A 13,798-nucleotide genomic window follows, 5' to 3' on the forward strand; every position below is an offset into this window, starting at 1 on the left:
AAAATTACAACAAAAAACATTTCCTTATGTTTGGTTATTAGTGATTTAGGTTAGGTCTTTTGCTCTGCAATTCCTCCAGTAGCTCATCCAAGTTTCCTAGACTGGCAGACATACCTGCCAAACTAAATCGACCTCAGCATCTGGTTTCATAAGTATTTTGAATAATTTCTTTTATCTATTTTTCTAAATTTGACTCCATGAATGATCTTTTGCTTGATATCCGGCAAACCCTAATGGACAATGTCGATAAAACCACTTCTGACTCCATGGCTCGTTTTTTTAAAGAAGGAGAAGGTGCAACGCGCTATGGCGTGCCCATTGAAATTGTTCGAAAGATAGGCAAGGAGGTTTATCAGGATATCAAAAAGAAGCCAAAACAGGAGATCTTTACCTTATGTGATGAACTTTGGAAATCCAAGATCTTTGAAGAAGCCTATATTGCATGTATCATCACTAAATCCATTCGTAAACATTATGAGGCGGAAGACATGAAGGTCTATGAAAACTGGGTCAATCTATATGTCAACAATTGGTCGGATTGTGATACGCTTTGCTGTACGACCATTGGCTATAATCTGATTCAATTTCCAGAAAATGTAAAAATGCTGAAGACCTGGGCAAAGTCCAAAAATCGCTGGACCAAGCGTGCCGCAGCGGTTAGTTTAGTGGTTCCTGGTAAGAGAGGCTATTACTTGGCTGATGTTTTTCAGATTGCTGATATCCTCATGATGGATCCTGATGATATGGTGCAGAAAGGCTATGGCTGGATGTTGAAAGAAACCAGCAAAGCCTATGAAAAAGAGGTTTTCGACTATGTAATGAGGCACAAGGCAAGGATGCCAAGGACTGCCCTGCGCTATGCCATTGAGAAAATGCCGGATGACCTTAAGGCTGCGGCCATGAAAAAAGACTAATTCTTTACCGGTTGCTGCAATGAAAATGGTCTTGCCTCTTTACTGGTTCCTCGGCTTTTATTTGGAGTACCGCTCATCTCAAAGACCATTTCACCGCCTTTATTGATGTCATCAAAAGTAATATAGTTCCTGTCCAAGGGTTTGCCGTTCAGTTCGGCCGATTGAATATAGACATTCTCTGGATTGTTGTTCTTTGCCTGGATAACAAAAGTTTTTCCATTCTCTAAACTGATAGTTGCCTTTTCAAATACGGGGCTCCCGATCACATATTGGTCCGTTCCTGGGCATACACTATAGATTCCTAAGGCACTAAGGACATACCATGATGACATCTGTCCTTGATCTTCATCGCCTGGATAGCCTTTTTCCGTGGCATTGTACAATTGCTTGCAAACCATACGCACCTGTTTTTGTGCTTTCCAGGGCTCTCCACTAAAGTTGTAAAGGTAAGGGACATGCTGGGTAGGTTGGTTGCCATGTGCATATTGCCCCATCTTGGCCAATAGCATTTCTCGCATTTCATGGATCTCCTGCTTATAGCTGCCGTATTTTATGCTTTGATCCATCGTGAAAAAGGAATCCAATTTGGCATTAAATCTCTCTTCGCCACCTATCATGCCGATTAAATCCTCAATATTGTGCAAGACCGACCAGGTATATTGCCAAGCATTTGCCTCTGTAAATGGACCTCCCCATTCAACAGGATCAAAATCTGGCCTCCATTCCCCATTCGCTAATCTCCCTCTGACAAAATTGACCTGAGGATCAAATACATTTCGATAATTGTACATCTGTCTTCCAAACACATTTTCGAAAAAGGTGTTACCGGTCAACTTCGCCAATTGATAGGCACAAAAATCATCGTATGCATATTCCAATGTTTTTGCAGTGCTCTCATGGATGTCACCGTAAGGAATATATCCTAGGGTATAATACTCTTTCCAGCCTTCTCTTCCGTTTGATCCTCCATAAAATCCTTTGTTGGTGGTTTCATGGTAATAGGCTCTCAGAGCTGAATCAGGATCAAAGGTCCGGATTCCTTTCACCCAGGCGTCGGTCAGTAAAGAGATGGCATGGTTTCCAATCATGACACCGGACATGCCCGGATTGGACCAAGTCGGGTAAAAACCTGCTTGCTGCTGGGCATCCAATAAAGATTGCATATACCTTCCTTGCATTTGCTGATGTAGAATGTTGCTCAATGGAAATTGAGCCCTAAAGGTATCCCAAAATCCATTGTCCGTATACATGTATCCAGTGTGGATTTTGCCGTCATAAGGACTGTAATAAAAGGGATCGCCCTTGGCATCTATTTCATAGAACTTCCTGGAGAATAAGTTTGCCCGAAACAGGCAGGAATAGAATGTGGCCTTGTCCTCCTCGGAACCACCTTCCACCAAAACCCGATTCAAAAGCTCATTCCAAATCTCAAATCCCTTTTTCTTGGTTACCTCTAAATTTTTATGGTCAGCTAATTCCTGTGTTAAATTGAGTTCTGCCTGGTCCGGACTGATATAAGAAGACGCCATCTTGACTTCTACCTTGGAACCCGGCTTAAACTCCAAAAACGCTCCTACGCCTTTACCTAGGTCCTGCTTATTATTGGCTTTAATCGTCCCTTTCTCGTTTTCCCAAGTGCCGTAAGATTTAAAATCTTGATTGAACTCAAGGACAAAATAACTCTTAAAGTTTTCCGGTACTATCCTTCCATTGTTTACATAGCCAATTATTTTCCTTTCTTCTGGTATGATCTTGATTTCACAGTCTTTGGTATAACCATCAAACACCAAGTTTGCTTTTCCATTTTTTGGAAAACTGAAGCGCATGTGTGCCCCCCGTTCCACCGGACTGATTTCTGTCTGTATGCCGTTGTCAAATTTTACAGAATAGTAATGAGGTTTGGCTACCTCATTTGCATGTGAAAATTTTAACGCACGCTGATCTTCATTGACGGTCAATTCCCCAATTCCCGGCATCAATGAAAACACCGCATAGTCATTCATCCAGGGTGAACATTGATGCACCTGCAGGAAGCCCCTGATTTTATCTGCTTGGTACTGATACTTCCAGCCATCGCCATTTTTTCCGGTCTGCGCAGAAAAGAAATGTACCGCAAAGGGTAGTCCTATGGTCGGGTAAGTGTTTCCATAAGAAAGGGCATATTCTGAATGTGTCCCTTGTAAGGTATTGACGTATTTTACTAAATCTGGTTTTTGAGCCAAGAGATAGGCTGCATGGAATAGAAAAGTCAGGAGCGATACAAAAGATTTAAGCTGCATGGGATTTATAATTGGTGATTTTTGATGATTAAAAATAATCATTTTTGGAATGGGAATGTTGATGGGAATGAAATAATGTTGGGGCACTAGTTTTCCATCACAAATAAGGGTTATGAGGAATATCTGTTAATTTATACCCATCTTTCTTTAATGCTCTTCTCAACTCGGGGGAAGGAGCGGTTTTAAAAACTGCGATACAAAGGGTTTGGCTAGGAGCCAAGCCAAACTTGGTCAACATATCCCGGAAAATCTTTTTTATTTGGATAGCCATAAATTTATGATTTGTATTCTTAGCTTGTATTTTTTCGCAGCCAAGAAACCAAAAATTAGGATTTAACTGTTTTACAGCAATACATGGGAGGTTGAGTGCTGCTGCATATTTTTCAAATTCTCGCTCAGAAACTTTATAGACATAATTGCCAACAGGTTCGTATGAAAATCGGTTTTTCCATATTTTATTGATCATGCCTGGGCTTAATTTTTCCAATATATTCGTGATGAATAATAATGGTGACATTCTAGAAATAGGATCTTGGGGCTCAATTACAATAAAACCATGGTTGGCTACCCTGATCATTTCGTACAAGGCAGCATATGGTCTTGGGAAATGATGATAACTTTCCTTGCAAAGGATATAATCCACGCTATTATCTTCCATCAATATACTTTCTGCATTCTCTGATTTATATTCTGTAATCAAACCAAGCTTTTTAGATATTTCCAATAAGTCAGTCGAAAGGTCTGTCGCAATCACTTGCTTCACTCCGCTATTCAGCAAGAAAGCGGCGTCATGTCCATATGCGTCGCCTAAAGTCATCCAAATTTTTTCCTTATCAATAAGAAGGGGTGTTAGGCTGTCAAAAAATATAGACTGTAACCAATGATTAATACTACCACTGTATTTGATAAACCTGTTCAATACTTCGTGTTTCTTTTCCGGAGATGGAAAGGTGTTTTTGTACCAGTCCGCATGTTTGTTATAGCTGTCCTGATGAAATGGGGATACTGGCATATTGCAACTAGATTTGTATTCTAAAGTAAATAAAATTTAGTAAAAAGCAATACCTTTGTTCTGAGTATCTTCTGAAGAATTAAAATTTAATTTAAGAGTTGTTCTTTGGCTGTGTGTCTAAAGGCTTAGATGAGAGTTTTTAATGGTTAACATTCTTTAATCTAAAACTCAACCAATACCTCATACGACTTCATCAAGGAGTCCTTAGGACTATCGATATAAAAAGTCAGCCTGACCTTATCGTTATCCAGCAAATCAATCACCGAAAAACCTTGTTTATTATAGCCATATTTCAAGGGTTCCCTTTGATGGATATCCGATTGTTTCGACCCAGAACCACTGACCACCTGTCGAATTTTGTCCTGTTCGATATATTGTAGACCATGGTCATGACCTGCGACAAACAGCACTTTTGGATGTTCCGCAGTGGCATCTGTCACCCTTTTGATCAAATCTTGATAGATAGGGTGTTTGAGGTCTTCTGCAAATTTGACTACATGCGTCCGTAATAAGGGGTACAGAGAGCCAATACCGGGTAAAGGGATATAGAGAGAGGACTTCACATCAGTTAACGGGAAGATATGGTCTTTCCAATTATATATTAAGCTATGGTCACCAAAGGATACCATGGGGTGATGCGAAATCATGAGGACCGTTTTGTTCCTGTTCTCCTTTAATATCTTCTTGATATCGGCAATGAACTGATCTTTTTCCGCTGTTACATCACGGTTATGATGAGGAAAGAGCCAGAATTCACTGTCATATAAAACGGCTATGGTTTTGGGATTTAGCGTAAGTACCGTTGGACCGATTTTTCCAGCTTCCGGTAAGTATTTTAGACCAGGGTCGCCATAATTATTCAGAAAATCAGCTTGGGCCTTAATTTTTTCCAGACCTTCTTTTCCAGATCTATCCCAATCATGGTTTCCAGCTAAGAAATAAACGGGAACCTGAAGTTCCCTAAAGCCTTCAAATTGTGATTTTAGGATTTCCTGTGTTTCTTCTTTTTTCTTGCCGCTGAGGGCCATCCCTGTAGGGTAGATATTGTCCCCAATAAAAAAGGCCTTGGTCTTGGTTGGGATTTGAAGTCCATTGGCATTCTTGATCAGAAAACTCTGTTTGTTGTTGATTTCTCCGGCATCCCCAAAAATGATCAATCGTTGCTCAACTTGCTGGGCGATAGCAAATTGGATAAAGAACAGAAAGACAATAAAAAGTATTTTTCTCATGATTATTTCATGTTGATCTGATAAATAAATGCATTGTCTGCTTTTCCTTTTTCGCTGCTGATAAACATTTGATCTTGATTGTTGAAGCTGATGCCTTCAGGTTGTTCAAACTGTTTCTTTTTAAAGTGATGAACTTCCTTGGCTTGGAAGCTCTCATCGAAGATCAGTATAAGTCGGTCAACCGAGGAGAGGAGAAACCACTCATCCGAAGAGTTTCGCTTGCTTAAACCTGAAGGTTTCAGGGAGTCTTTTATTTTAGGGTCAATGTTCGCAATGCTGTTCAGGTCGATGTTAAACTGTTTATTAAGGCTTAGGTCACCTTGGTCCAGAACGTTTAGCACATATCCTGTTAGCCTTGCGTTTCCTTTATCGGCTTTGCAGGATTTGCAGAAAACAATAAGACTGTTGTTCTTCTGGTCATAAGCCATGGACTCATATTCCCCTTTTTCTAACTGACCTCTGAAAGTACTGACCTTTCCTTGGTCAACATCCATGCTGACTGGGAAACTATGGATATCGCCATTGCTTTCCAGCACATAGAAATAATTTCCATCCGTCGTGATTTCCTCGTAATCGCCTGCGGGACCGAATTCAAATTGGGAACTGATGTTGCCGTTTTTGAGGTCGTAGGTGAAGACAATTCCTTCTTCATCTTGCAGCACATAAGCAATGTCTTGGCTGTTTGGAAGAAATGTCAAGCCTGATATTTCATTTAATTCTGTGGGTAGGGTATAGGTCTTTTTTGCATAGAGCTCTGCTGAACTGGATTCTGATTGTTCTTCTTTATTATCTGTGTTCTGTCCTGTTTGGTTCTGGCAGGAAATAAAGGTAGAAAGCAATAGCAAAAATGGTAATATTTTATATATCATTGTTATTTCAAGTGAATTTTGATCATTTCAGCAAATTAAGCTACGGAAAATTTCAAAAAGCTGGATAATCTATTGGTAATATTTATTCGAATTTGGAAAACACTTCTGGACGTAGATTAGATATTATATTGACCTCATTCGAGACATATTCCGAATTTTCCGAACGTGTCTCGAATATGGGTAAACTAATATTCAAGAGATCTTCTGAAAATTATGGTTGTAGACAGCCGGAATATGGCTCTCAATAGAGAAGATTTTAACCATATAGGAACAAAAAAGGACTGCCTCATGAGGCAGTCCAACTATTTTGAGAGATGTATTGATTTTGTTCTGATCTCTTATTTATCAATCTTAATGAAGTTTCCATCCAGATCGAAATCAAGGTCCGTACCATCTGTCAATTCGATTTCATAGCCATCATCTTCAATTTCGATGCTGTTTACACCTAAGTTGGGGTAATTTAGGGTCACATAAGCAAGGATCTTTGCAGGAACAAATTCATTTGGGATGGTTCCATCGTCTTTTACGGCTTCAATTTCTACCCAATTGCCATCTTTGTCAAATTCTACTTTGATTCCATTGTCCAGAATAACTTCGAATTCTTTCTTGGTTTGGTTATCATTCACCTTGGATAGTTTTACGATGCTAGCACCTTTGAACCTGGCTGACAAAAAAGTGTTTGCTTTGCTCGGTAATACTACTTCATTTACATTGTCATCTTTGCTACAAGAAACTGCAAATACTGCAATGGCCAATAGGAACGATAATCCCAATAATAACTTTTTCATAGATCTTTTTTTTGTTATCAATAATTGTTTTTAATGATTGATCCCGCATGTGTTATTGTCATACAGAATCAACCTAGGCTATCGATATCAATGCCAGTGCTCAAGACCTTACCACTTATCGATATTTAATCATTAAACTATTTTTTAGAAAGTTGTTAAAACATTGAATTATAGCGGTTATGCGTTTAACAAATAATTTAATCCACTATTATTGTAGTGTTAAATTAATGTTACACCACTCCTAAAAGGCTGTCCTTATTAATATTCAAATTGTATCATTTTGAATACAATCGGACGGTTGGCAGGTCAAAAATGCTGTTTTTGAGCGATAGGGGCCCTTTTTGGAGATTTAGCCTATTGCTTTTTCCTTTTAGCAAAGAGAGGCTGCCTTTCAGGGACAGCCTCTCTTTTTTAGCTTATGTGCTTCATGTTATTTTTCCCACCATACTTTGGTATGGAAGGTATCACCGCCCATTTGCTGAACAGCTTTTGCATAGTTGTCCGGATTAAATCGGCGGACTTCATTTTTATACATAAAGCGGGTTGGCATGACAGCATCATGCAACATAAATTCTGTTTTTGGCAGTTTTGGGAATCCAGTTCTGCGGTATTCAAACCATTGTTGATAATCGACCATAAACAGGGAAAGGTATTTTTGGAGCATAATCCTTTCGAGCGTACCATTGAATGCTGCCGCTGGATTGTCGAAATAATTTGCCGGCATCACACCGCCATACTGCTCGATAGAAGCTTTCACCCCTTTTTCATAAGCTGCTTTCGCCTCTGCGGTCAACCCCAAGGCATTATAGGTTTCTGCTTTGATGAATTCTACTTCGGCATAGGTCATGATCAATTCCTTGATCGGGGTGCCAACCACTTCCGGATACATCAAATCGCCATTTGGTGTACTTGGGCTATAGCTGATGCCTGAAAGATCGCCAGAGTGACCGGCAGGGATACCTTTATATCCGATAGGGACAATTTTACCGTCAACCAATTCCGTTGCTTGGGTCATGATAAACGGTCTTCTAGGATCTTCTAAGCTGTTCAAGTTATCAACAAAGAAAGAAGCCATCGCAGTAAAGTTTACATAATCTTGGCGTCTACCCCATGCATAGTCGTAAGGTGAAAGACCGGTGATACTCAAAATCGCTGCATCATCATTGGAAGTGAAGATAGGGTATTTTTCGGGATCATCTAAAATGGTCTTGATCTTAGCATATACATTCGAACGTTTTGAGGTTCTTAAGATATAGCGCAATAACATGGAGTTGTTGAATTTACGCCACTTATCTTTTTTGTTATTGTACAACAGGTCGTTCCCATTCATTTCTGAAGGGTCGGTATACTGTAGATTGGCTTTTTCTAGGGCAGCAATCATGTCCGTGTAGATCTTTTCCTGTGTGTCAAAAACAGGTTGATCCACACCATCTTCCGCTTTCATGGCCTCAGAAAGAGGGACATCACCAAAACTATCGGTCAAGATGCCTGCGATATAGGCTTTCAATGTAGTTGCAACTGCCTCGTATACCGGAAGCTTGGTGTTTCCATTGATGGCTGCACTTTCCATTTCACGGATATTCCTTAGGTACCTGTAGCAATTGTTCCAAGTTCCATCACCAGATTGTTCCGTAAAATAATAGCGGTGGATACCATTGGCAGCGCTGGGATTTGCAAGGCCATCCTGCATGATTTCCCAAGTGAAGTCATTGCTTCGAACGGTAAAATAAGTGGCCATTCCATATACTGTTGGAGTTACCAAGGTGCCGGGAGCAACAAATTCCAATTTATTGGGATTATTGTTGGTCTCGTCAAAGTCTTTCGTACATCCTGTCAATCCTGCAGAAAGAACAAGAGCGATAAGGATATTTTTATAGTTGATTTTCATTGTTTTTCAGCTTAGAAGTTTACTTTCAAATTCATTCCAAAGGTTCTAGTACTTGGCATTTGGCCCATCTCTACACCTGGCATAATGGTGGCACCATTTAATGCTGCGGTTTCTGGATCGTACATTGGGAAGTCGGTGATCATGAAAAGATCACGTCCAAAGAATGCGATAGAAGCATTGTTCATTTTCCATTTTGAAACCAAAGATTTCGGCAAGGCATATTCAAACCTCACTTCACGAAGCTTTAGGTAAGAAGCATCGAAGCTATTGGTTTCTACGTTTGCTCTTCTGTAGTAATCACCATAATAAGTGTTGATTGCTACTTCTTTGGTATTGGGACTGAAAGAACCATCTGCATTTTGGATTACCCCATCACCTACGATCTTTCCGGTTTCACGGCCTCGAAGGGTGTGCTCCAACTTACCTTGTTCAGACATTTTGTGGTGTGTCTGTGAATAAACGATACCACCATACTGCCCATCGATCAATGCACTTAAGGTAAAGTTCTTGTATCTGATTTCATTGTGGAATCCACCTCTCCAATCGGCATAGGCATTTCCAATTTTCACTTTATCAGCAGGGCGAACCGGCAAGCCTGTTTTTGCGTCATAGATTACCTGACCTTGATCGTTGCGTACCAATCCGTAACCCCAAAGGTCACCTGTAGAACCACCGACTGTCGCGATGATTTCCGCTGCACCCGATCCGCTCGATGCAATGACTTGTTGCGGTGTTTCCACACCTTCACTTAACTCTAGGATCTCATTGTTGTTCTTTGCCCAGTTTGCCGTAACGTTCCATTGGAAGTTTTCGTTTCTCACTGGCGTTCCGGTCAAGCTGACTTCCCAGCCTTTGTTCTGGATCAGACCACCATTGATAACTTCAGAGCTGAAGCCTGTAGTGACGTCACGCGGAACAATGAGGATTTGGTTTCTGGAGCGGTTGAAATAATAGTTAACATCGGCAGTCAAGCGATTGTTAAAGAAGGCAACATTCACCCCCGCTTCTGTAGAGGTTGAAATCTCTGGTTTAAGGTCTGCATTATGCAAAAGGGAAGGAGCTTCTGCAGAACCAGGGAAAATGGAATTGTTGAAATACTTTATCGTCTGGTATGGATCGGCGTCATTACCAACCTGGGCCCAAGATAGGCGAAGTTTGGCAAAGGAGATCTGGCTTGGCATTTCCATCATCTCACTCAGTACAAAACTACTGCTCACTGATGGGTAGAAGTAAGAACGGCTGCTGTTTGGCAGGGTAGAAGACCAGTCATTTCTAGCTGTCACATCGACAAAGATCATGTCTCGCCAGCCTAGGTTTACCATTCCGAACACACTCTGGATCTCTTTCTGCGTCGCTGTATTTTCAGCAACAGGAGTCGTCAAGGCATTCGCTAATTTGTACACCCCGGGGGAAGTCAATCCTCTGGCCACACCTATATCTTCCTTGATGTCACGTTTCATGATGTTACCACCAAGGGATGCACGGATATTGAAATCTTCATTGATCTGATCATTATATGAAAGCAATGCGTCGGTATTGGATTCCATGTAGAACAGATCCTGTTGTTTATAAAATCCTTTCGGAAAATTGGCGGTATCCCATGGACGACGCTGTTCCCTGATATCCGAACGCATGGAAAGACCCGAACGGAGCATGATTTCCCATTTTGGGTTGAAGGTATAAACCCCCTGTAACATACCATCGATTCCATGGCTCTTTAAGCTATTTGTCATTTCATAGGCAATGACAAATGGATTTTCTATATAGGAGCTGAATGGATGGATCTGTTCGATATCCTCTCTGTCCTTTTTCCACATAGGTCTGTACCAATCTAGGCTGATGCTAGGATTTTGGAAAATCATGAAATAGCCAATGGATTGGTTGTTATAACCTGTTCCTGGAAGGTTATCACTGCCTTTGTTTGTATAATTGGCTTTCATGTTGATCTTCAGCTTATCACTTAGTTTTGCAGCTGAATTGATAGAGGCCACCAATCTCTCAAAACCGGTATTAGGCATGATCCATGAGTTTTTGGTATGGGTCAATGAAGCTCTTGTGGTGAAGTTTTCATTTCCGCCATCGAATGAAACACTGTTCATGTAGGTTTCTCCGACGTTGAAGAAATCTTTTACACCGCCTTTATATGGAACCCATGGCGTTCTGCTGGTGCCGCCCATTTCGGTGCTTGGGTCATATTGAAAATATTCCTGACCGTCGAATTTTGGTCCGAAGGCACTGGAGGTTGATCCCGTGTTCTTTCCGTCTTCTGTCAATCCGTATGAATAGTATTGTTCACCTGCAGCATTACGCTCCAAGTTTCCTTGTCCATATTCATATTGGAATGCAGGCCATTTCAGGACTGATTGGAAGCTGGTATTGGAGTTAATGGAAATACCGATTCCTTTTTTGCTATTTCTTCCTGATTTGGTGGTTATGATCAATGCCCCGTTACCGGCACGGCTACCGTACAATGCGGTAGCGGCAGCACCCTTCAATACCGAGATGGATTCGATGTCATCGGGGTTGATATCGCCCAGGCCATTTCCAAAGTCGATAGGAATATCTTTATCTGCGCCACTGGAGCCTGCGCCGTAAGCATCTGTTACACCCGAACTGAAGCGGCCAGTCACCATCGGTATACCATCCACCACGATCAAGGCTTCGTTTTTGCCCGGATCTAAGGAACGGTCTCCTCTTAAATTAATTCTTGCAGTATTTAAAGGGCCTGAACTCGCTTGTGTGATGTTCAATCCGGCAACCTTTCCTTTCATTGCGTCTACCCAGTTGCTTGGGGTAGCTTCGGTCATTTGCTCAGCAGTTACCTTACTGACTGCATAACCCAAGGATTTTTCCTCTCTCTTTATCCCTAAAGCAGTTACTACCACTTCTTGGATGGATTCATCAGAAGGAGTCATGTTGATTCGAACTGATTTTGAATCGCTGTTCCATTGTTGGCTATGCGTCTGGAAACCTAAGCTTTGGAAGCTGACCGGTTTTCCTGCATCCACCTGAATGGAAAATTCTCCATTTTGATTACTGGTTCCTATTGCTTTCCCATCAGCAATAATGGTTACACCACTGATCGCTGTATTGCTGCTCTGATCATAGATGATACCTGAAACTGAAATTTTCTGTTGTTTGTTCCATTCAGCTGTTGTTGCTGTTGAATGGAAGGAATAGGACATTGCTGGTGAAAAACCAAGTCCGAGTAGGAGTAAGAAAGTACATGAGGTTCGTTTAGAACTTCGATGAAAAGGAGTAAATACTTTTTTCATATTTTTTTCGATGTTAGATGTCGAGGAATCATGGGTTCTTCCTCGGATGGTCAAAATTAATTAGGCTATGTTAACGTAATGTTACGCCATGGTTAACAATTAATAAATCAATAACTGTGAAAAATGTTTTTTATTCCAATTCATTTAATTTTTAGGGGTATTGGGGAAGTAGTTTTACGCTGATATAAAATAAATGTTAAAGGGAATTGCTGTTTATTTGAATGCCGGGAGCAATAACGGACAATAAAATGAAGGCTATTTTACTGTTTATCGCCTGTTAAGCGAAAGGAGATATACATGCTGTTTTTGATGGGACTATCAAAGACAGCAATTGTTGGACAAGAATGATTGGTTCTCGCTAAGGGATGTGTCTTTTAGAAAATGCAATAGGGAAAATAAAGAGGGGAGGTTCAAAACAACGGAGCTGATCAGGATAGGACTTGATCAGCTCCATTGTTTAATTACAATAATCGCGCTACTATCTTATTATAGATTCTTTTTAGAATCGGTTTTTTCCTTTTAGATTCATCATAATTATCCCAAGCCATAGAGTCTTCGCTTGAATTTTTTCTTTTGACGAAGATTGAATTGTGGCCATCTTTGAAAGCGACAGCTTCAGCCTCAGGTCTTCCATAAGAATAAAAATATAAAGCCAATGATTTCCGGCTCATGTGCTCAGGGCAATTCAAAGGATTTGGTAGGCCATGGTAAGATACCGAAGTGGTAGAAAACATGGCAATGGAATTGAAATTCGGAGCAAACTTATCCACACAACCGTTCATCTCTTCATCCCAAAGTTCAAAATGACCCCCATATTCATCTTTCCAATCTTTATTTAAGTAAACAATTAAGTTTACACGACGGTCAAGACCATTGATAGGGTGCTTGTTGAAATCGGCATGTACCTTTAACAAACCACCACGCTTGGTTTCATGAAGACCCGCTCCAGAGAAATAAGGGTCTCCAAATAGGGTTTCATCAATACTGGTTACTTCCTTAACAAAATTCAAAAAAGGTTCTGAATTCAAGAAATGCATCAACAGTTTGGTTTTGGGACCAAAAAGTTCTTCTCCGTTTCCTGCTAATTTTTTCTGTAATGGATCATTATAGACAATATTGTTGCCTTTGGAAAGGTCTGGGAATTCTTCTAATACCTCAGTTAAAAAATCTGGATTGAAGAAATTGTCAAATGAAATAGAAGGGAATGGGTTAGCATTCTTGTACTTGGCCTTATGCTTCCTAGCATAATCCATAAGATCTTGATTGTGGGAATTAAGATAAGGATTCATCGTAGTAATTGTAATAAAGGCGGTTAGCCAATTAAGTTAATAATGATTTGATAATGTAAAGTTCGATAATATTATTTCTTCCGATTGTGATATAGCTATACTAAACTTAGAAATGTCGATTTTTTACTACATCGGGCGCAGGATAAAATTAACCGAAGTTTAAATTTTGTCGGAAATCGTGAAATAGCTGACTTTTGGCTATAGTTGTCTATCGTTTAGGTAGTTTATTTTAAATAAAAACATTTGTTGTCACAA

The 13,798-nt window shown here is 40.3% G+C and carries 9 protein-coding genes; 1 reads left to right on the top strand and 8 read right to left on the bottom strand.

Going from position 1 to position 13,798, the window contains the following annotated elements; all coding sequences use genetic code 11:
• Positions 1–197 precede the first annotated feature (197 nt).
• Positions 198–914: a DNA alkylation repair protein gene (locus NLF99_RS04585; RefSeq protein ID WP_254526907.1), complete on the top strand. Its 717-nt coding sequence runs from the start codon at positions 198–200 to the stop codon at positions 912–914.
• Here the strand turns inward: NLF99_RS04585 and NLF99_RS04590 are convergent.
• The 8 genes from NLF99_RS04590 to NLF99_RS04625 form a co-directional block, all read right to left on the bottom strand.
• Positions 911–3,193 carry a GH92 family glycosyl hydrolase gene (locus NLF99_RS04590; RefSeq protein WP_254526908.1) on the bottom strand — a complete coding sequence of 761 codons (2,283 nt, stop codon included), beginning with the start codon at positions 3,191–3,193 and terminating at the stop codon, positions 911–913. The two genes, NLF99_RS04585 and NLF99_RS04590, sit on opposite strands and share 4 nt — an antisense overlap.
• Before the next feature lie 97 nt (positions 3,194–3,290).
• The gene (locus tag NLF99_RS04595) at positions 3,291–4,112 is read right to left on the bottom strand and encodes a class I SAM-dependent methyltransferase (RefSeq protein WP_254526909.1); all 822 of its coding nucleotides are present in this window, start codon (positions 4,110–4,112) and stop codon (positions 3,291–3,293) included.
• 254 nt (positions 4,113–4,366) lie between these two features.
• On the bottom strand, positions 4,367–5,434 hold the full coding sequence (locus NLF99_RS04600; RefSeq protein WP_254526910.1) for a metallophosphoesterase: 1,068 nt from the start codon (positions 5,432–5,434) through the stop codon (positions 4,367–4,369).
• A gap of 2 nt (positions 5,435–5,436) precedes the next feature.
• Entirely contained in the window at positions 5,437–6,303 is an 867-nt protein-coding gene (locus NLF99_RS04605) for an SdiA-regulated domain-containing protein (protein ID WP_254526911.1), read from the bottom strand.
• A 338-nt stretch (positions 6,304–6,641) separates the two neighbouring features.
• The gene (locus NLF99_RS04610; protein ID WP_185212677.1) at positions 6,642–7,091 is read right to left on the bottom strand and encodes a PepSY-like domain-containing protein; all 450 of its coding nucleotides are present in this window, start codon (positions 7,089–7,091) and stop codon (positions 6,642–6,644) included.
• A gap of 430 nt (positions 7,092–7,521) precedes the next feature.
• Complete coding sequence (locus NLF99_RS04615) at positions 7,522–8,979, bottom strand: SusD/RagB family nutrient-binding outer membrane lipoprotein (RefSeq protein ID WP_185212676.1); 1,458 nt, start codon at positions 8,977–8,979, stop codon at positions 7,522–7,524.
• An 11-nt stretch (positions 8,980–8,990) separates the two neighbouring features.
• Positions 8,991–12,254: a SusC/RagA family TonB-linked outer membrane protein gene (locus NLF99_RS04620; protein WP_254526912.1), complete on the bottom strand. Its 3,264-nt coding sequence runs from the start codon at positions 12,252–12,254 to the stop codon at positions 8,991–8,993.
• Between the two features lie 461 nt (positions 12,255–12,715).
• Complete coding sequence (locus NLF99_RS04625) at positions 12,716–13,507, bottom strand: 2OG-Fe(II) oxygenase (protein WP_185212675.1); 792 nt, start codon at positions 13,505–13,507, stop codon at positions 12,716–12,718.
• Positions 13,508–13,798 lie beyond the last annotated feature (291 nt).

Source organism: Sphingobacterium sp. LZ11T8, from assembly GCF_024261425.1.
Classification (GTDB): Bacteria; Bacteroidota; Bacteroidia; order Sphingobacteriales; family Sphingobacteriaceae; genus Sphingobacterium.